Here is a 20,835-nt window from a genome sequence, read left to right on the forward strand (position 1 = left end):
AGCGGTTCAGGCCTGCGCAAGACCTTGAATCCCTGTTGTATTAGGCGTGCCGACCTCAACACGCTCGGTTTCTTCCTGCTCGGTGTTGGTTCCCTCAAGGCCCAAGTCGATATCCTTCGAATAGCGCTGCTTGGTATTGCTTTTCAAGCCACCCCCGAGGACTACGCGAATTGTGTCCAGCAGGATGAGGCTGTCGAAAAGTAGCCCGGCGTGTTTCAAGTAATAAAGGTCGTACTCCAGCTTGCACTTCGCATCGTCGATGGAGGCTCCGTAAGGATAACATACCTGAGCCCATCCCGTCAGTCCAGGCTGCAGCATGTGGCGTTCCTGATAATAGGGCAGCACCTGCGAAAGCTTGGTGACAAATTCCGGACGCTCCGGTCTTGGCCCCACGAAGGACATCTCTCCGCGAAGCACATTCAGCAATTGGGGGATTTCATCAATCCGGTAACGGCGCAGGAAAGCTCCGCCGGGGAACACGCGAGGGTCTGCGGATATGGTGGACCAGACCGCGCCACCTTTTTCGGCGTCAGTGCGCATGCTGCGCAGTTTGTAGATCTGGAAGCGTTTGCCAAAGCGTCCCACGCGCTCCTGGCTGAAGAACACCGGTCCTTCCGGGGAAAAGATGCGCACGATCGCCATGCCCAGCAGCAAAAACGGAGCCAGAACAACCAGCAGGATCAGTGAGTTCGCGATGTCAGAGATGCGCTTCATCTTGCTGAAATAGAAACTGCGCGAGCACGATTCCGACTGGAGCAGCCAGTTCATCGTCACCAGGTGCAGCGGCACGTAGTTCAGATGCCGTTCACAAATTGAAATCAAGCTGTTGCATGGAAAGCCCAGATACCGCAGCCGCCTGAACTCGTTCCTGGCCTTCTCATCTTCGACCCGCTTTTCGGTGAAAACAATCCTGTCCAGCTTGTGTCTGCGTATCAGCTTGCGCACATTGCGCAATCGTCCTAGAAAGCCGTCCTCGCCGTCCTGCTCTTCATCGATGCTGATGCGTCCGACCACCTGTACACCGGCCGGACACATCTCGCGCAGCAGCCGATACTCCTCCAGTTCATCAGCCGATTCCGCCACGAACGCGATCCTTGTGGGGGCGATCCGATGCTTGTGATACATCAGCCAGTGGCTGCCCAGAAGCAGCGGGTAGGCAAACAGGCAGCCCAGTGCCATGAAACCACGACCGATGCGAAGGTCGAAACTCAGGTAGCCCACCAGAGTTATGATCATGAGAGAAATGAGGAACGCAAAGGTTAGCAGGATGCTGTGAATGAGGAAGCTGGATCTCCGCTGCGATTCGACGGAATAAAGCCCAAGGATATAAACCGACGCACTCAGGGCTATTGCTCCAGCCAGAATCGGCGCCACATAATCTTCAATGTGCCACAGGGCCGTAAAACGCAGGTAGTTCGCCAGAAGGTATGCCCCAATGAATACAATGACATCACGCAGGGCGCGAATGCCGATATTGTTCCAGTGGCTGCGGGATGAATTATGCATTCAATGCTTTCGTTCTAGAGAATAAACTAGGCTTGTTTAAGAGCTGGCAGGCAGTGCGTTAACAATATCACAAGGATATTTTTTTGCAAAAACTGTTCGGTGAACATTTCGGAAGATTCGCCAATCACAGGGGCTGGAGTTTCATTTTTGAGCTTTCTTTAGCACGTGCAATCCCAGCAGACCTGCGCAAAACGAAATGGAGATGGCAAGAGGATGAAACCAGAAGAGCAGGTCGCGGGCCAAGTTTAGATTCACAAACCCTGAAAGTGACCACTTGACGCCGATATAGCCTATCAGGACAGCGCAGGCGCATAATGTGGCAAGAAGTGAAAAGAACAGCACCCCTTCATCCAGGTGAATCAGTTTCCGGGTAATTCCGAGCGGACGGTCCGAGCTTTGGAGATAGAGCATGCAGCTAAAAAGATAGGACTGCGCTCCGATGATGCCTGCCAGAAGCAGCAATGCCTCGCTGTGGAGGTCGAAAATGTGAAACATTCCGGCGATATTCACCGGACCCGTGCAGAAAGCCGTCACCTGCAGCAGGGTGGTGAGCAGCACTGTCACAAAGCCGGACAGCTCAAAAAGCCGTGGTTTCTCGGAAAAAATGAACAGCAGGTGGCGCATGCCGTCACGCCATGTTCTGAGGTGTGCGACGCGTCCCTCCGGCCCTTTGCGAAGTCCGGAAGGAATCTCTACGGAGCGAGCTCCTGCTTTGAGCGCTTTGATCAGAAGTTCAGAGGCAAACTCCATGCCATTGGAGCGAATCTGCCAATTGACAAAAGCAGACTTGCGAATGCAGCGGAAGCCGGAATTGCAGTCAGACAGTTTGCCATGAAAGAGCCAGTTGATCAACGTAGTCAGCACTGGAGTGCCCACCCACCGGTGCAGGGGAGGCATTGCCCCAGGTTCTATGCGGCCAATCATTCGGGACGCAATCGCCATGTCCGCATTCCCTTCCTTGGCAGCTTGGTACAACGGTGCTGCATCGGCGTACAGATAAGTGCTGTCTGAGTCTGCAAACATCACGTACTCGGCCTGGCTCGCCTCGATCCCGGCCCGCAATGCCGCGCCATAACCGCGTACTGCCACCGGCACGACACGACATCCCATGGAGAGCGCAATTTCCCGAGAACGATCTGTGCTTCCGTTGTCAGCCACGATTATTTCATAAGCGATCCCGCTTGGAGCTAGGCTCTCCCGCACCTGCTGAATGCAGGTTCCCAAGGTGGCTTCCTCGTTGAGACATGGAAAAACAAAGCTCAAATCAGTAGCTGGTGTTTCTAAATGGCTGTTTGTGTTAAGCGGGAGAGTGCTTCTCATGGGCTGGCTTTGCTGCACCTGAATTCATTGAATGGCAAGCCTCCTCTTCGACGTTTCTGAAGTCTCGACCGAATTTTAAGATGAAAGGGTCGAGTTTAATAGGGTGTAATGTTACGATGTCTCAAAAGTGAGTCGTGATGTTGTGGTTGATTGTCTTGTTGCTAACCCTAAGCTACTATCAGAAAAAACCATAACCAACTAAATATCAATTTGTATTTACTCGGAGTGTTGGAATCACGATAGCCGGCAATCAAAGCCATGGAAGTGAGGCGCTGACGCATGCTTGCTCTCATCTCGCCCCCGTCAATAGTCGCACCGAATGATTGCTAGAACCTACTCAGCCACTCTTGTCGGTGTTGATGCCATGGAAGTGGAGATCGAATCGCATGATGGCGGCGGCACGCCCAAGATGTTCATCGTTGGTCTGCCCGATGCGTCGGTGAAGGAAAGCCGTGAGCGCGTGACAGCGGCGATTTCCTCCTCTGGTTTCATCATGAACGACGGGGTGACGACCGTGAACCTCGCTCCCGCTGATTTAAAAAAAGAGGGGCCAGGCTTTGACCTTCCTATCGCTATTTCGCTCATTGCGCACCGGGCAAGAATCCCCATGGCCATTCTGGCGGAAACCGCCATGATCGGGGAACTGGCCCTCAATGGCGAACTGCGGCCGGTGCGCGGTCTGCTCGCAGTGGCGCTCGAAGCGCGGCGGAAAGGGCGCAAACGGTTGCTGGTGCCGAAGCGTGCTGCCATTGAGGCTAGCGTCGTGGCGGGGATAGACATCGTGGGCCTGCAAAACCTCCGTGAGGTCGTGGATTACCTGAAAAGCGATGTGGAAATCGCACCCGAGCCCTGCCGTGCGGCGGAATTGTTCGCCGCAGTCTCGCATTACGACATTGATTTTAACGATGTGAAAGGGCAGGCCGATGCGATTCGGGCTATCGAGATCGCCGTTAGCGGTGGACACGGGTTGCTGATGATCGGGCCGCCGGGCACCGGCAAATCGATGATCGCCAAACGCATCCCCACCATCATGCCTGGCATGAGTGAGGAGGAGGCCATCGAGACCACCAAGATTCACAGCGCCGCAGGCTTGCTCGGCGAAGCCAGTGCCTTCGTGGCCACACGTCCGTTTCGTTCCCCGCATCATACCATCAGTGATGCCGGTCTGCTCGGTGGCGGCTCCAATCCCGGTCCCGGTGAGGTTTCATTGGCGCACAATGGCGTGCTCTTCCTTGATGAACTGCCCGAATTCCGGCGCAGCACCCTGGAAGTCCTGCGTCAGCCACTCGAAGACGGCAAGGTCACCATCTCACGTGCGGCAGGCTCCGTCACCTTCCCGGCAAAGTTTATGCTTGTCGCGGCCATGAATCCCTGCCCCTGCGGCTACTACGGCGATCTCAAACGCGAATGCCGCTGTGGATCGGTGGTGATTCAGCGTTATCGTCAGCGCATCAGCGGTCCGTTGCTTGATCGTATCGATCTTCATGTCGAGGTGCCTCTCGTTGATTTCAAGGCGCTCGCTTCGAGCGAGGGTGGTGAAGCCTCCGCCCCCATCCGCAAACGTGTCGAAACCGCACGCGGCATGCAGCAGGAGCGCTTTGCCAAACATGCGGGCGTTCATGCCAACAGCAGCATGACGCCCCGTCTCATCAAAAAGCACTGCGAACTCGATGCCGAGGCCGCAGGCTGCCTCGAGCATGCCATGGGCGAGATGAATTTCAGCGCCCGTGCGCATGATCGCATTCTCAAAGTCGCGCGCACTCTGGCCGACCTCGGCGGACACGACAAGATCAGTGCTGACAACGTGCTGGAGGCCATCGGATACCGCACGCTGGACCGGAAGATGTGGGCGTGACCGCCCGCGAGGGCACCGCAAGACAACGACAGTTCCTGACAAATGCCCGCAAGAACTCTGCGTTCATCGGATGTATGGGGTCAGCGAACCTCTCCGGTCTTATCATGATTCGCTCACTCATTGTCCTCACAGCTTTTAGCCTCTTGCCTCTGGCCGCCAGTGCCCACTCTCTTTGGATTGAAGAACTGCCCGACAATGGCGGTCTGGGGGTGCGATTTGCCCAATGGGGGGATGACTATGAAACCTCGCCCGGGCACCTCGATGACTTCACGCAGGTCTCTGGCTGGACGCTCGACGACAAAGGCGTGCCGCAAGTTTTTGACGTGACCAAAAAGAAGGATCATTTCTTTCTCTGCAAGACCGATGGAACCAAGCCTGTCTTTGCGCAGGCGCAGTTCACCGTGCGCAAGCTGCATGAGGACAAGCCCGCCCGTACGCCCATCTTTTACTGTCGCTGGCAGCCGGACGGTGCGGGAGCTGGTACGCCAGCGATGACGATGGATGTCGTTCCCACCGGCAAGCCGGGTGAAGCTCGTGTTTATTTCCGCGGCAAGCCCCTCGGCGGTGTCGAGCTGCTGTTCTTCTCCCCCAAGGTCAGCGATCAGAAACTCCAGGCTGATGCTGAGGGCTATGTGCGTGCTCCGGACATCACCAAGCCCGGCCAGTATTTGCTGGCCGTCGCCCGTTATTCTGAAGAACTTCCTGGCTTTTTCAATGGGGTTCCCTTCGGCATTACCAGCCACAGCGCCTCGCTGCATTGGACGGTCAAAGAAAAGAAGAAGTGAGGCTGACTATTTGTCTCCGCTCAAGCGGCGCACCCATTGCGAAGGCGGCACACCTTTCTCCTCCGCAAAAGCACGGCTGAAGTGCGAGAAGCTTTGATAGCCCACCTCGAGCGCGGCTTCGGAGACGTTGCACTTCCCGGCCGCGATGAGGGAGGCCGCGTGTTCGATGCGTACGCGGCGCAGCCATTGCGAGAGAGTGCTGCCTTCGACCTGCGTGAAGGTGCGGCTGAGGTGGCTCGGATTGCAGCCGACCGTGGCGGCCAGTTCGTCCAGAGAAGGCGGCGCATCGATCTGCGCGAGCACGAGATCCTTGACGCGTTGGATGCGCTCCTGAGCGACTCGCTGCGTACGGCTGATGGCTGGCCCTGCCTGGTGGGCTGTGTCACTGCGGAAGATGGAATGGATGAAAAACTCAGTGAGGCGTGCCGAATCCAGCAGCTGTCTGGCTTGTGAGCACAGGTGGGGCGGCATGGCTCCGCGTGCCCAGCCTTCATCTTCCTCAGTCAGCGGCTGCCGCAGCACGCAGCGTGAGGTGCCGCTGATCAGGGGTTCAAATGCATCACCCACCTGCGAGGTAACGCCTTTCAAGGTCAAACGCAGCCAGGCGTCTGGAAACACCAGCGTGAGGCACTCATGACGGTCACGACTGGCGAGCCGACGGGCCATCAGCAGCTCCGCCGGGCTGGCGCGCAGCCAGCAAGTCGTTCCCGCCGAAATCGTGGTGCTGCTGCCATCCCTCCAGCGCATCTCTGCGTCACCCCGAAAATTGAGATGAGCCACGAGGGCATCTGCAGCGGTGGCATCAGCCCAGTCTGCGTCAATTCGCTCAGGCACGGTGATCCATGAGCGAAAGGGAGGTTCTGTGGCAGCAGCGGGCATTGATAATTGGGATTGATACTCAGTCTCAATTACTAGTCACGTCACATTTATGCCTGGCTTGGTTCCTTTTATCTTGGCCGTTCAAGATCAGGGCTGCTTGCTTGCAGCTCTCGCTGGGGCAGGGGCGAACGGCATAGGTGGTGAATCCGCAGCAGACAGGGCAATGACTTCTGGTGGTGCTTTGACACCTTCGCGGCTTTCCCCACCGATGGCGATCAGCTTTCCAGTTCCTCCGCTGAGCAAGCGATGGAAATACCGTGGATGATGGAGCTTGGCCACCGCCACCCAGTTGTCTCCACGCAGTTCGAGCAACTGGCCGGTCACTCCGCTGGAAAACAGGCGTCCTTCATGTGCCACGGCGGCAAAACCAAACCCGCCGATCTTCTCTGCAGGCAGCGCCGGTCCGTCACTCCATTTCCCCGTCGTCGTATCGAGCACCGAAACAGCATTCGTGGTCTTGTCCTCATCGGTCATGCCGCCGATGGCGTACACCTTTGTGCCAATGGTTTGCACGGCGATGGCGCGGCGTTTGAACGGTTGCGGGTGGCTCTGCCAGGTCGCATCGGGCTTGGTCAAATCGAGTGTGAGATAGGTGTCATGCCACACGGAGTCTGCGTCGCCTTCCATCCTCCATCCGCCGATCACATAAAGGATCCCGCCACAGATGATGCTGTCATGGCTGGAACGGCGCAGGGGCAGCTTCGGCAGCGAGGTCCATTTGCCGCTGGTGATGTCATAAAGTGCCGCTGTCTCGCTGGACCACAGGTCCTGTTTCTCGCCCTTCGCGTTGCGCGCGGCCATGCCACCGATGCGGATCACGCCGTCTTTTGCCGCGACGAGGGATGCGCCCTGGGCCGGTTCATCCTTCGCCAGCGCCTCCCATTTGTCGGTGCCCTGCTTCCAGCGAAACAAATCACCATGCACTTCATCACGATTGTATTTGTGACGTTTGCCACTATGCCCGCCATAGAAATACAAGGAGCCATCTGGCATGCCTGCGGCACCAAAGCTCGCAACAGACAAAGGCATCTCTGGCGAGGTGTCATTCGCCGTCAGAGCAGAAGTGAAGGCGACTAGAAATAGAGAAATCAGTGAAAGAGCTTTCATGCGGACACCTGCGATACAGCAGCTACGCGCGGCTGCTTGCGGCGGGTTGTGAAAAACTGGCGTTAAAATGACTTGGGTGCCGAATGATCAGGAGGGCGAGCCAAACGGCAGGAACTCACAGTGGTTGCGCTCATTTGCAAAATAGTGACGATCAAATGGTCGGGGAGGCTGGTCGCTGCAAATGAGCACCATTCTTGGTCATTCCAACGAAAGCGGCACATGCCTCCGCTGAGCTAGAGCGGCGGTCCATGAAACCACCCCCCGCGTTATTACATAAACTCTGTTTGTTCATGCTCGGCTGCGGCCTTCCGCTTGCAGTTCAGGCAGAGCTCAAGTCTGAACAGGATATTAAAGCATTGGCAAAACAGGAAGCGAGGACGCAGCACTCCGCCGGTGGTGCCGTGCTCCCAGAAATCGTCATCGCTGCTTCCCGCAATGCGCAGCCAGCCGCAGATGTGCCTGCCTCCGTGACCGTGCTGGATAAAGATGCCGGCGTCTTCTCCCTGGCCACCAGCATGCGTGATTATGCGCGCTACGAGCCGGGCGTGAGCGTTCCTTTCGGTATGAGCGGCGTGGGCCCGGCGGCCAACTCACGTGCCGGAAACTCCAGCATCAACATTCGTGGTCTGGACGGCAATCGTGTTCTCATGACCGTGGACAGTATTCGTCAGGCGGATCAGTTTACCTTTGGAGGGGCTTACAACGTCGGTCGTGACTACGTTGACGTGGACTCCCTCAGGCAGGTCGAAATCCTCAAAAACGCTGCCTCTTCCCTGTATGGCAGTGATGCCCTCGCGGGTGTGGTTTCATTCACCACCATCGATCCCGAAGACCTGCTGATGCTCTCACCTGGCGGTCGGAACTCTGTGGCGCGTCTGACCACCCGCTATGATAGTTCCGATGACAGCTGGGGCCACACGATCAGCATGGCGCAGCGCTCGGGCAATGTGGAGTTTCTGCTCCATTACACCCGGCGCGATGGCCACGAGATCGACAATCGCGGCGCGGTCCATCCAGATACCGGCACCTACAACGTCAACAACTGGCTCGGCAAAATGGTTTGGAAGCCTTCGGATCGTCATCGTTTCGAGCTGACGGGCGAATACCTCGAACGCTCCAGTGACAATGACCTCCTCAGCGCGCGTCGTGTGGTGGTGGCAGCTCCAGGGGTTAATTACAAAGTGAACTCCCTGCTGCTGAATGACGACCTGCGCCGTATGCGCTTCAGCTTGGAGCATAAGTATGACGCCGCCGGCCTTGGCCTGATCTTCGACAAGCTGACTTGGAACCTGTACTATCAGGTTTCCGAAACGCCGGAGCACCAGGTAGAGGACCGCGACCGCATCACCCCAACCCCGCAGGATCGCCTGCGCATTCGTGATTACATGTACCGTCAGGATCATATCGGCGCGAACTTCAACTTCAGCAAAGCCTTCACAACGGGTGCTTTGAACCACGCGCTGGCCTACGGTGCTGAAATGGTCACTTCCTTTTCCCGCCGCGTGCGTGATGCCACGGAGTACAACTTCACCACGAATACGGTCACCAAGGTCATCTCGCCAGACACGTACCCGCTGAAGGACATGCCTGATACGCGCACTTCACGTGTGGGGGCTTACATCCAGGATGAGGTTGCCTGGGGCAGGGATCTGCGTCACCGCCTCACACCCGGCGTGCGTGCCGAGTACTACAACGTGGCTGCGCATCCAGATCCGCTCTATCTGAGCGCCAGTGCTGGCAGGGCACCGCAGGATTTCAACCAGTTCGCCATCGCGCCAAAGCTCGCCTATCTCTTCAAGATCGATGAGGAGCACTGCGCCTACTTCCAGTATTCGAACGGCTTCCGCAATCCGAGCAGCGAAGAACTGAACGCCACCATCACGAACACAGCGTTTGGTTATCAGACCATTCCGAATCCAAGTCTGAAAAAAGAAACCAGCAACAGCTTTGAAATCGGTGTGCGCCGCAAAGGAAAAGAGTCCTCATGGAACTTCGCAGGTTATTACAATCACTACGAAAACTTCATCAACACATTCATGCAGGTCGGCGGAACCGGCGCGCCGGGCAGTCCGATCATCTATCAGAGCGCCAATCTCACTTCTGCAGAGATTTACGGTCTCGAATTCAAAGGGGATACGACGTTTGGATTCATTCATGAGTCTCTCGGCAACTTCGGCATCTTCACCAATGCTGCCTACAGCCAGGGTTGGGATGGTCAGAACAAGCAGCCTCTCGCAAGCGTGGATCCCTTCAAGCTCGTTGCTGGGCTGCGCTATCGTCGTGAGACATGGCAGGTGGAGCTGATTTCGACCTACTATGCACACAAGTGGGCCACCAACTCAACCCCCGGCGGGATCAATCAGTTCAAAACTCCGAGCGCTCTCACCTTCGACCTCGTGGCCCGCTGGCAGCTCTCCAAAAACATCACCCTTACCGCCGGCCTCTACAACCTGACCAACCAAAAGTACTGGCTGTATCAAAATGTGCGCGGCGTTGATGTTTCAAATCCACAGCTCGACCGTTACACACAGCCCGGCATTAACGGGCGTGTGGCGCTGTCGGTGATTTTCTAGAGCATTTTGACTCAGCACAAAAGTTGTGCTGAGTCATCCAGCGGACATGGCGAGTGGTGTCGCCATGTCTGCTTCTTTGCTTCGAGACGGAAGGACGTGGGAAGATCAGGTTTGCACTTCCGCTTATTTGAGCCATCCTCACGTGTCTGATGAACCTCAAACCTGCCAGCCGAATTGCGATTCGCGCCGTTGTAAAAACGGTGCGCGCCCTTTGGCATGCCTGACCCCACGGTTTGAGGACCCTGCGCGAAATGCGCTCATCATTACGAGATAAAAATCAGATATGATGCCAGAAGGCAGCCCTCAGACCGGCACCTCCATGAGCACCCCTGATACACAACTCCAACACCATGCCTGGCGCGGCGCCCGCGCGATGCTGCTTTCGCTCACCTGTTTTTCCGGCAATGCGCTGCTGCTGAAGGATCTCGCCTCCCATCGCAATATCGATCCGTGGATGTCGATGACCTTTCGTGCGGCCGTCGGGTTGCTGTTGACGATCGTTCTTTTTGCTCCCGCAGGGACATTGAAATTGCGGCGCTCGTTTCAAAGCTGGCTGCTGGCTTCGCGCGGCGTGCTTGGGGCATTGGGTACAGCGGCTTACTACACCACCATCGGGCCGTTGGGAGCCGGCAAGGCCACACTCATCGGCAACACCTGGACGATCTTTGCGGCCATCATGGCCGCCTTTGTTCTGCATGAGCGGCTCGGTTGGGTGAAGCTCTTCGGCATTCTGCTGGCCTTGACCGGTCTGAGTCTGCTCACGGGGCTGGCGCCGGGCACGATGGCCCAGTTTGGCCATCATGAAATGATCGCGCTTACGGGGGCCGTGCTGGCTGCGGCGGTTGTTGTCGTGATTCGTCAGCTCACACGCACGGAGACCAGCGCCACCATCTTTTCATCGCAGTGCATTTACGCGCTGCTGCTTTCATTGCCGCTGGCCGCGGCTCATTTCTCGTCGTTGAACACGATGGATGTGGTGTTGCTCACGGCTGCTGCATTGTGCGCCAGCGTCGGTCAGCTGGCGATGACGGAGGGCTTCCGCTTTCTCTCTGTCGCGGCGGGCGGGGCCTTCCAGATGACCGTTCCCGTCGTCATCTCACTCTCAAGCATCTCCCTGTTTGCCGAACCCTTCACCTTCGCGCAGGCGATGGGCGGCGTGCTTGTGCTCTGGGGCAGCTATCACACGGTCGTGGGTGGTTTCTCCAGGAAAACCGCCAAGGCGTGACTCAGAAGGCAAACCCCACCGTCACATGCAGGAATCCGCTCTGCTCTCCAGCGCGGCGGTTGGGGTTGTGCCCGTAGTCGATGCGGATCGGGCCAAACGGCAGCTTGTAGCGCAAGCCCGCGCCGATGGCCTCGTGGAAGTCTGAGGAATAGGACAGGGGAGAGGAGTTGTTTCCCTGGCCCAGGCTGCCGATGTCTCCAAAGATGGCGAATTCCAAATTGGTTATGACCTCATACGAAAGTTCAGCGCTGGCAAACAGCGCCGATGTCCCGCCCAGCGGCGTTCCACCCGGTGTCACGGGGCCCAGCTTGCGCTGTCCGAAAGAGCGCACGCTGTACGGCCCGCCGTTGAACACGCGGCTGTCGATGGGGATTTTGTCAGCGGTCGCTCCCTGAATGGTTTCCAGTTCAGCGCCCGTGGCGAAACGTAACTTCTTCGTGATCGGGATATACCAGGCTCCACGCAGATCCGACCGCACAAAGCTCACGCCGGAACCCAGCGCATCCGTGGAGCTTTCGATCCGCCCGGAGATATACCAGCCCTTCTTGGGCAGCACCGGGCTGTCCCGTCGGTCATACATCACGTTTCCACCCACGTTCATCAGCGAGTAGTTCGTGGGTCCTGTCTGGGGCAGTGTCAGCACCTTGGAGCTGACGGTGTTCGCTGTCGTGCCGATGAACAGCGAATAGCTCAGCGCCTGATCCACGCGCCTTGCCACATCCAGGCTCAGCGCCGTGCCGATGCGGTCATATTCAAAGCGGTTGAATTGTTCCAATGCGAGCCGTGTCGTCGCTGAATGCTGGGTGTTGAACACCGCCGGGTTGGTCAGGCTCACAAAGCCCACCGGGCCCGCCATGCTGTAGCTCAGTTCCGCCGCCAGCGTGTTGCCCGTGTCACGCCAGTTCGTGTTTTTATAAGTCACGCCAAATTGCGGGCCGAGGAAGGTGTCAAAGCCTGGCTCAAAACCCACCGTCACCGGTTTCGTCTCCTCGCCTGTGATGCGCAGATTGCCCGCCGCCATGTCACCATTCTCAGGCAGCACCTTCGTGTCCAGCAGAGCAAACATTCCCGTATCCAGGGCCCGCTTGAAGAAAAAGTCAGCCTCTTCAGCCTCGTAAATCTTGCCCGTCAGCGGCTTGAACTTGGCCAGCAGCACGCGCTTGGCTCCGCGGCTGAAGGCGTCATGCGTCGTAATACGGGTGATGCGTACACGCTCACCAGCCTGCACACGAAACACCACATCCACCGTGCCACCTGACTTGCCCAGCGCGTAGTCCGCTGTCGTCATCGAGTGGAGCCAGCCATGTTCGGCGCAGATCGAATCCAGACGTTTCTGGATCTGCTGCACCCGCGCTTCATTGAAGGGTGTGCCGCTTGCCTCTGTCATCTCCGCCTGAGTCAGTTTCTCCAGTTCCGGCGGAGATCCCGTGATGGATGTCTGGCCAAAGATAAACTTGGGGCCCGGTTTGATCTCCAGGGTCAGGTCACGCCGCATGTCAGCGCCGGTGGTCGGTGCGGGCAGCAGCACTGCCTCCGCATTTAAGTAACCCTCGGCGCGCAGACGCCGCTGCACCAGCCCGGCGCCCTGCTGCATGTCCGCCTCCACCCATTGCGGCAGTTTTTTGTCCACCTCTTCACGTTCCAGCGTGGGCTTCATCAGGTACTTCTTGAGCTCCTCCTCAGGCAGCGGCATTTGGCCTTTCAGCGTCACCGTTCCCACACGCACTTCTTTGCCTGGCTTGACGGTTAGGTGAATGCCTCCGGATTCCAATTTCCATGCCGTTTCAGCTTCCGGCCATCCTTCCCGTATGAAATGCTGGCGCACAAAAAACGCCAGGTCATCCGCCAGCGGTTCACCGGGCGCACCGCCTCCGTTCAGTGTCAGCTGGTCCATCAGCATGCTGCGCAGATCCTCCCACTGTGCCGCCTCCACGCCGTCCACACGCACGGTGGTCTGGCCAAAACGCACTTCATATCCCCAGGCGCTTCCCAGTACGCAAAACAGCCCCAGCAAAACCATCAGGCCGGTATTCGTCATTCTGTTTTCGTCATTTGTCATTTTACTGTGGGTCTTCATCCATGGCTCTTGCAGCCTTGCCAAAGCGCAGCACATACCCCAGCAGCGCCTTCATGCGCCCCGACTGCGAAAAGCGGCCGATGAACCTGACTTTGGGGGTGATTTCATACATGGCCTGCATGCTGTCATTCGTACGGTCTGCGCCTGATGGATTGAATGTCGTGTGCAGTCGCGGCGGATCGGGGCTTACCGTCTTTTTCTTGTGGAAGATTTTACGATAGGTCTCGGCGATCACCAGAAACGCCGCGCGCGTCATCGCCTCGCTTGCCATCTGCGCATTGTCGCCTCCCAGAGTCATGCCTGTGCCCAGCAGCGTCACGATGTCTGCCTCTGACAGCGGTGGTGTGCTGGTGAAACGAGTTTTGGGATTTGAAGCATCGCCATAGACGTACAGGGTGATGTCATTGCTGCCCACGCGTGATTCACCACGCACATCAAGCTTCGGCGTGAATGGATTGTCAGGATTCATCGTCACCACGCCCTTCGTGATCTTCAGCAGGCTGAATGGCAGTTTCAGCACCATGCGGTCCACATTCGCAAAGCCCGTCACACGTGGTGCAGCACCCGTGCCTCCGACCGCGATGTCTGCCGAAATGGCCCCGTTCATCAGATTGCCCGCGATAACAACCGGATCATGCGTCTTCACCTTCAGATCAAACGTCCAGTCTTTCAGCATCGGCGGCAGCGCCACTTTTTGATCGATCTTCGAAGTCGAAGGCGGGGGCGGCGGCAGTTTTTCTCCCTGCTGGATCATGCCCGTCACGTTGGGCAGCAGGTTCACCTCCTGAAAAATACGACCACGCACGATTTCCACCATGCCGCTCACACGCGCCGCCTTCGAAGTACCTGCACACGCAATATCCGCATTCGCCCGCACGCTGGAAGTGGGGTTTCGCATCACCAGCGCCTCACGCGCCTCCATCTTCAGGTCAAACTTTGGGTCTTGGGTGTTGGCGGCGTCCAGCATCCCGCTCGCATGCACCTTGCCACCGGCCAGCATCACCGAGATGTTTTCCAGTGTCACCTTGCGGTCATGGGAATGTATCTTGACGCGCAAATCATGCACGCTCGGCATGTCCGCACTCACGAAATCGATCTCCGGCGCATTCAGATTAAGCTCCGAATCAATCAGCGGGGCCTTGACCGTACCCCCAACGCTCACATGCAGCTTTAATTTCGCCGGTACAGACCTCACCATCTCAGGAGCAAACTCACGCGCAAAACTCAGGTCGCTCTCCGGCAGGTCCAGAGTGGCCTTCAAGGGGAGATCCATGGCGAGTGATGGCTCCTTGATCAGCTTCGTCAGCACCACCGGCACGGTCGCCTTTAATGTCAAAGGCTGCACCGGCGCCTGCACCACCTTCACATCGAGCCCCAGCTGGTTGTTCTTCAATGTCATCAGCACATCGGCAGAGGCTGGTTGAAACGACTTGGGCAGGCCCGGTGCCTTCAGGTCTTTCACCCCCACCTTCACCGCCGCATCCGTCGTATCCAGCCGCCCGCCGATCTTCACATCCACACTCAGCAATCCCGGTGGCACGCTCTTCACCCCGGCTGCCGCCGCGATGTCATGGATCGGCAGTTCATGCGCATTGAGCACCACATCCAGCGGCACGCCATCAGCCACGCCGGTCTGCATCACATCAAACGGCGCATGCGCATGTCCGCTCATCAGCTGCCGGTCCTTTTGCCATAGACTCAGTTCGCTCAGATGCGCCTCCTTGTTTGTCACCGTGCCTTTGGTAAGCAGCTTCCACGGACCCAGCACCGCCTGCATCGTCTCGATCTGCGCCGTGGTGCCCGCAAACGTCGTCTTTAAATCCACATCGGCCGCCTCCGGCATGCCTGCCATCTTTGCCTTGGCCACCTGCATTTCGATACGGCCTTCACCGCGCCACGGACTGGCGTCGCCGCTGACATTCAGCTTCATGGCGAGACTGCCAGACTCCAGGGCAGGTGCTTTCACGGCGGCCAGCAGAGGGTTCAAACTCGCGAGCACTGGCAGCGTGATGTCTCCATTCAAATCAAATCCCCAAGGGGCCTTCAGCTTCGCTTTGCCCTGAAGTTCGATTTGGTTCTTCTCGTCCACCACGATGCGGGACGGCTGCAAGGTGGCCTCTCCCTTGGCCACATTCATCTTCACTTCGATCTGGGGCAGCGGTGCATCGCCAAAGCGCCCTTCCTTCACGTTGAAATCGACATCGGCTTCCAGATTCATCACATCGGTCACCTTGAAGGCGGCTTTGCCCGTTGTGGCGATCTTTGCTTTCAGCGGTTTCTCCAGCGGCGGCAGCCCAACTGTATTCATCAAAGCCGTCGGATCATCAATTTGAATCTGCCACTGTGCATTCACCGGCATCGCATCGTCCATCGTCATCGCCGCATTCACATCCACGCGGTTTCCTGCGCCCAGCATCAGCGCAGGCATGCTCACCTTTGCCTCCTTCCCATCCAGGTTCAACAGCATCGCGAGCTTGGGCAGCTTATATGTTTCAAAAACCAGGTCCGTGCCGTTCACCTGCGCGGCGACCTGAGTTGGCGTGGCGCCGATTCCCTTGGCATTGGCTGTCAGTTCGATCAATCCGCTTGCCGGCGGAGGCTGTGCCAGCAGCTGAGTCACATCAGCAATCTTCGCCTTCACCTGCGCTGTCCACGGCGACTTCATCACGTCTTCCGCCAGCTTTGCCTCCAGTTCCGCCTCCACTTCATTCACACCGCGCAGCACCTTCAGTTCTTTTACGCGTGCCATGCCGTCTTTGGCCTCCAGTGCGATCGTGAGCGAGTCCAGCATCGCCCCGGCAGCCCGCACATCAGGAATGCTGATCTGCCCATTCGCCGCCAGCGTCATCGGTTTCAGTGGATCGCCCTCCGCGTGCAAATCCACCTTCAACGGTCCGAACTCGACACCCTTCGGCAGTTTCAAGGCCTGCAATTCAACCGACGCCAGATCACGCACCCGCACATCGGCCTTCGTCTGCAAACTGCCGCCAAACAACCCGCGTGCCAGCGCTTCGACAACCACGGTGGCTTTGCCCATGCCGACATCGGCCTTGATGCCGGCTGCATCCTTGTCCCATTCGCTTAGATCCACCGCGAATGAGTTCAGCTTCGCGCCATACGGCAGGTCAAGTCCTGAGATGGTCATCATGCGTTCTCCCCATTGCACCTGCGCCTTCACATTCGCGACGCGCAGATCTCCCGGTTCCATTTTGAATTCAGCGAGTTCAAAAATTCCCGGCATGCCCTCGCCCACCCGCAGCGTCAGACCCCGCACCGTGATCTTGCTTCCATCCGCCAGTGTCACCTCGGCATTCACATTCTCGATGTCGATGACCTTCGGCCATACCAGCGGCGGCGGCTTGCCAGATGCCGGCTGCTTCACCTTCACGACGATCTTTTCGTCTTTTGCCAGTTTGCGCAGATCCAGCGCCACATCTGCGTCCTTTACCACCACGCTTTTCACGATGTCAATGTTGCGGGTCTTGAGAAAGGTCCAGGTGTCGTAGTTCACTTCGATTTTGCCAATCGTCGCATGCTCCACCAGCGATCCGCTGGCATCGATGTGACTGAGCTTTAAATCACGCAGCACCGAGCCATCCACCTGCCACTTCAGCTTGATTCCGGCCATCTCGGCTCCCTTGGAGCCGCCGTAGCCGACAGCCCAGCGCAGCAGCGGCTCATGGAAAAAGACTGCCAGTGCCAGCAGCACAAAAGCAGCCAGCAGCAGTCGTTTGATCCATTTCCACCAGCGGCGGGTCTTTTGGGGAGCAGTAGAAGGCACGCACATTCGATGCCTCAGATCGCAGCAAGTTCAATGCTAGGCCGTGAATCCTTTTACTTGGCCAGATCTTCCGCCGTCCACAGCGCGGTGCGGTCCGCAGTGGCCGCGCGCACGGTTTTCACCTGCTCGGGCGTCACGGCGGGGGCCTTGTTGCCGAAATTAGCCCGCACGTAACTCAGCACATCGGCCACCTGCTGGTCGTTCAGCCCCATGGGGGGCATGGGCAGGGGGGCCAGCTGCTTGAATTTCTCGCCATTGACACGGATCGGCCCACTAAGGCCGTGGGTCAGCATTTTGATCAGCCGCGCCGGATCTCCCGCCGCCCAGTCGCTGGCTGCGATGGAGGGATAGATGCCTGGTAGGCCCTTGCCCTCGGGTTGGTGGCAGTTCAGGCACAGCGCATCATAAACCGCCTTGCCCGGATGATCCACCACCGCCGCCGCACTGGCGATTTTCTTCACATACTCAGCCTGCTTGGAATTGCCGCCAAAGCTCAGCTTGGCCAGCACCGGTACATACTGAGGTTTCAGGCTCTTAACCACCTGCTTGAGGGCATAATCAATGAACCTGTCCGTCGGCTTGTCCAGGGCCTGCACCGCCACTTCCACAGCTTCGGGCTTGTTCACATGGGCACAGGCCACCACGGCCTCTAGGCGCACGCGGGGATTCTCATCCCGCACGGCCTGGGTCAGCAGTTCTAGTGATTCCGTCGCTCTGGCCCCATAGGCACGCACGCGCGCGTCCTTGGCCTTGATCAAACGCTTCACCAGGTCCGCGTTCGGCGACTCATGTGATTCATACACACCGCACACCTCCATCAGCAGATGCTCGTCCTCGTTCTTCGCGATGAATTCATTCGCCGCCTTCAGCACTTCCGTCGTCGGTGCATCAAACAGCAGGCGCTTCGCCTGGTAGCGCGTCCAGCGCTCCGGTGACTTCAGCTGCTCCAGCAGTTCCGCCGGTTTCATCTCCGCCAGCTTCGGTTGCTTGATTGGGGCGCGCCCCTTGGTCGTGATGCGCCAGATGCGGCCATGCGAGCGGTCACGCCGTGGGTCCGCGTAGCTGGCCTGGTAGTGGCCGATCACCGGATTGAACCAGTCGCACAGGTACATGGCGCCATCCGGCCCGATGCTCACATCCACGGGCCGAAACGAAGTGTCGCTCGATTTCACCAGCTTCGGCAGCTGCGTGCTCTTGAAGCCGGAGCCATCGTCTTCCAGGCGGTGCAGCTCCACCACATTGCCAAAGTACCCACCGATCAGCGCGCATCCCTGAATGTCATCCGGCAGCGCCTTCGTGCCGATGAATTCCAGGCTGTTCGTCTTCGGATTCGAGTCAAACAACGCGCCTGTGGGATGATACTCATCCGGATCTGCCAGTGCCACCAGCCCCGGTACGCTGTAATAGCCCACAGGCCTGTCGCCACTCTTGTGGAAGACTTGGTTGTAGTCATCAAACGCCACGCCCCAGCAGTTGTGCCCCGCCTTGCCGCCGTTGAAGTAGGCTTCCATTTTCTGCGTGCGCGGGTTCAGCTTCCACACGCCTGCCTTCTCCAGCCGCGCCAGCCCCCAGGCCGTTTCCACGCGTGAAAACGCATGCAGCCCCTGCGTGAACCACAGCGCCCCATCCGGACCATGACAGATCGAGTTCGCAAGCTGGTGCGTGTCACCAATGCCAAAGCCGGAGAGCAGCACCGTCTTCTCATCGGCCCTGCCGTCCCCGTTCGTGTCCTTGAGATGCACGATCTGGTCGAAGTCACACACATACACGCCGCCCGCGCCCACTTCCACGCCCTGCACCATCGTCAGACCTTCCGCAAAACGTGTGGATTTGTCCGCCTTGCCATCCCCATCCGTGTCCTCCAGCACCAGGATGAAATCCGAAGGCTTGATGCCCAGCCGCGTTTGCGGATACGTCGGCGAGCAGGCCACATACAGTCGCCCGCGTTCATCCCAGGAGAACTGGGTCGGCTTCGCCACGCCCTCCGCCTCGGAGGCAAACAGATTCATCTCATACCCTTCCGCCACCGTGAAAGACGCCATCTGCTGCTCCGGTGTGAGCACCGTCTCCGTGACCACGCGAGATTCCGCCTTGGGCTCTTCCTGCACTTTCTCGCCCTTCGCCAGCGCATGGATGCGCGCGTCCAGTTTCGCCACGAGCGGCTTGCGTTCCTCAAAGCTCTCACGCAGCGAAGGCGCATCCTGCGCAGGCTTTCCAAACATCTGCGTCACACGGTCGCCATAGACAAACGACCAGTTCGCCGGACGCCAGCAGTCAAACCACAGGCGGTTCTTTTCCACGATTGCCGCCTTCACTGCCGTCAGGTCATCGGCATCACTCGCTGAAGCCCCAAGCTGCTGCGCGATCTCCCGCGCCACCACGCGCAGTCCCAGCGCATTCAGGTGCAGCCCGTCATCCGTAATGCGTGCCTTCGCGGCCGGTGCGGACAAAGGAGTGAACAAGTCCACAAACACCGCCCCACGCTGCTTCGCGATCTCACGCACCGCCTCAGCATACGCCTTCACATCGGCATTCCGCTGCGTGATGTCCGGCGCATGCGATGCCGTGGGCTTTTCAAACGGCATCGGCGAAACCAGCACCAGCCGCGGTGTCTGCGCGGAAAACTGGTCCAGCAGCCGATGATACGCCGACTTGAACTCCGCCAGCCGCTTCACCCCATCAAACGACTCCGTCTGCCCAAACTGCGCGATCACAATGCCCGCTCCCGCAGCATCGAGCTGCGCCTTCCAGTCACCGAAGTTCAGATCCCGCCACTGCTCATACACCGTGTCACCTTCCCAGGCCATCGAGCGGAAACGCGGCTGCTTCGCCGCGAAGGCCGTGCCGAACACCGCCTCAAATTCGCCCACCTTCTGCTCGCGCACCAGGTTCTCCTGGCCTGCCATCACGATCACCTCGTCCTGCTCCAGCGCAAACTTGCCATCCTTGAACGCCTCATGTTTGGCCACCGCAGCCCCCGGATTGCCAAAGCGGTTCAGCACATCTTTCTCCTCCGGCACCAGCGCGTCCGGCAGCGCCTCGATGGTGATATTGCGGAAGGAAATCTGAGCCTTGCACTTGCCATGGATTTGCAGGGCGATGAGCCCCTTCAAATCGATGCCCGGTTCACGCTCTGTGTAATCCACGGTGCGCACTTTGTTCACAAACAACTGAATGCGCTGCTCCTCGGCGCGAATTTCATACGTGTTCCACTCGCCCGGCTTCTCCGCTTTCTCGATCAGCTCCTTCGCCGGCTGCAGCAGCATCTTCTTGCGGCGGGATTCATCATACAGGCAGCCCGAGTAGCCCGCACCGATGTCCGCCTGGTAGCCGCTCATCTCATTCGGTGGCTGTGCGATGCGCACGCTGCGGAACTGCACCCCCCCATTCACAAAGCCCTCCGTCCCTTCCAGCTTGTACTCCAGCCGCAGGATGAAATTCCGGTACACCTTCTTCGCAGTCAGGAATTCGTTCTGCGGATTCCCCTCCAGCGAGCCCCCCACGATCACCCCGTCCTGTACCCGCCAGACTTTCGTCGTCTCGCCATCCCAGCCTTTGAGCGTCTTGCCATCAAACAGAGACACCGGTTCGGCGGCGGAGGCCAGCAGAGGAAAAAGAGCAAGCAGGGGGAGGAGGCGCATGGTCAGAAAAAAGTTCGGGGCGCACCAAAGGCGGCTCGGAGCCGGATGCATGCGCAAAGTTTCTGCAAACATCTTCGGCGGACGTA

Annotated in this window: 11 protein-coding genes; 4 read left to right on the forward strand and 7 right to left on the reverse strand. The window is 58.3% G+C overall.

Going from position 1 to position 20,835, the window contains the following annotated elements; translation table 11 throughout:
* Positions 1–6: 6 nt before the first annotated feature.
* Positions 7–1,506, reverse strand: a complete 1,500-nt coding sequence (locus ACILSL_RS09845; RefSeq protein ID WP_395731847.1) for an exopolysaccharide biosynthesis polyprenyl glycosylphosphotransferase — start codon at positions 1,504–1,506, stop codon at positions 7–9.
* Between the two features lie 141 nt (positions 1,507–1,647).
* Positions 1,648–2,826, reverse strand: a complete 1,179-nt coding sequence (locus ACILSL_RS09850) for a glycosyltransferase family 2 protein (protein WP_395731848.1) — start codon at positions 2,824–2,826, stop codon at positions 1,648–1,650.
* 319 nt (positions 2,827–3,145) lie between these two features.
* On the opposite strand from ACILSL_RS09850, the gene ACILSL_RS09855 reads away from it, so the two are divergent.
* Together ACILSL_RS09855 and ACILSL_RS09860 are read left to right on the forward strand one after the other, a co-directional pair.
* The gene (locus ACILSL_RS09855) at positions 3,146–4,681 is read left to right on the forward strand and encodes a YifB family Mg chelatase-like AAA ATPase (protein ID WP_395731849.1); all 1,536 of its coding nucleotides are present in this window, start codon (positions 3,146–3,148) and stop codon (positions 4,679–4,681) included.
* A 104-nt stretch (positions 4,682–4,785) separates the two neighbouring features.
* Positions 4,786–5,466, forward strand: coding sequence for a hypothetical protein (locus tag ACILSL_RS09860; protein ID WP_395731850.1), 681 nt, complete (start codon positions 4,786–4,788; stop codon positions 5,464–5,466).
* 6 nt (positions 5,467–5,472) lie between these two features.
* Here ACILSL_RS09860 and ACILSL_RS09865 read toward each other — a convergent pair whose 3' ends face one another.
* Positions 5,473–6,300, reverse strand: coding sequence for a helix-turn-helix domain-containing protein (locus tag ACILSL_RS09865; protein WP_395731851.1), 828 nt, complete (start codon positions 6,298–6,300; stop codon positions 5,473–5,475).
* A 132-nt stretch (positions 6,301–6,432) separates the two neighbouring features.
* Positions 6,433–7,452: a Kelch repeat-containing protein gene (locus ACILSL_RS09870; protein WP_395731852.1), complete on the reverse strand. Its 1,020-nt coding sequence runs from the start codon at positions 7,450–7,452 to the stop codon at positions 6,433–6,435.
* A gap of 248 nt (positions 7,453–7,700) precedes the next feature.
* Between ACILSL_RS09870 and ACILSL_RS09875 the strand changes: the two genes are divergently transcribed.
* Positions 7,701–10,025, forward strand: a complete 2,325-nt coding sequence (locus ACILSL_RS09875) for a TonB-dependent hemoglobin/transferrin/lactoferrin family receptor (protein ID WP_395731853.1) — start codon at positions 7,701–7,703, stop codon at positions 10,023–10,025.
* A gap of 319 nt (positions 10,026–10,344) precedes the next feature.
* Complete coding sequence (locus tag ACILSL_RS09880) at positions 10,345–11,250, forward strand: DMT family transporter (RefSeq protein ID WP_395731854.1); 906 nt, start codon at positions 10,345–10,347, stop codon at positions 11,248–11,250.
* A gap of 1 nt (position 11,251) precedes the next feature.
* Here ACILSL_RS09880 and ACILSL_RS09885 read toward each other — a convergent pair whose 3' ends face one another.
* From ACILSL_RS09885 to ACILSL_RS09895, 3 genes are read right to left on the reverse strand one after another with little or no spacing between them, the layout of a single operon-like run.
* Positions 11,252–13,288 (reverse strand): outer membrane protein assembly factor, encoded by a 2,037-nt coding sequence (locus tag ACILSL_RS09885; protein WP_395731855.1) that lies wholly within the window; start codon positions 13,286–13,288, stop codon positions 11,252–11,254.
* Between the two features lie 22 nt (positions 13,289–13,310).
* Entirely contained in the window at positions 13,311–17,108 is a 3,798-nt protein-coding gene (locus tag ACILSL_RS09890) for a translocation/assembly module TamB domain-containing protein (RefSeq protein WP_395731856.1), read from the reverse strand.
* Positions 17,109–17,161: 53 nt separating this feature from the next.
* Entirely contained in the window at positions 17,162–20,749 is a 3,588-nt protein-coding gene (locus tag ACILSL_RS09895) for a PVC-type heme-binding CxxCH protein (RefSeq protein ID WP_395731857.1), read from the reverse strand.
* Between the last annotated feature and the right edge of the window lie 86 nt (positions 20,750–20,835).

It is taken from the genome of Prosthecobacter sp. (genome assembly GCF_044222345.1).
GTDB lineage: Bacteria > Verrucomicrobiota > Verrucomicrobiia > Verrucomicrobiales > Verrucomicrobiaceae > Prosthecobacter.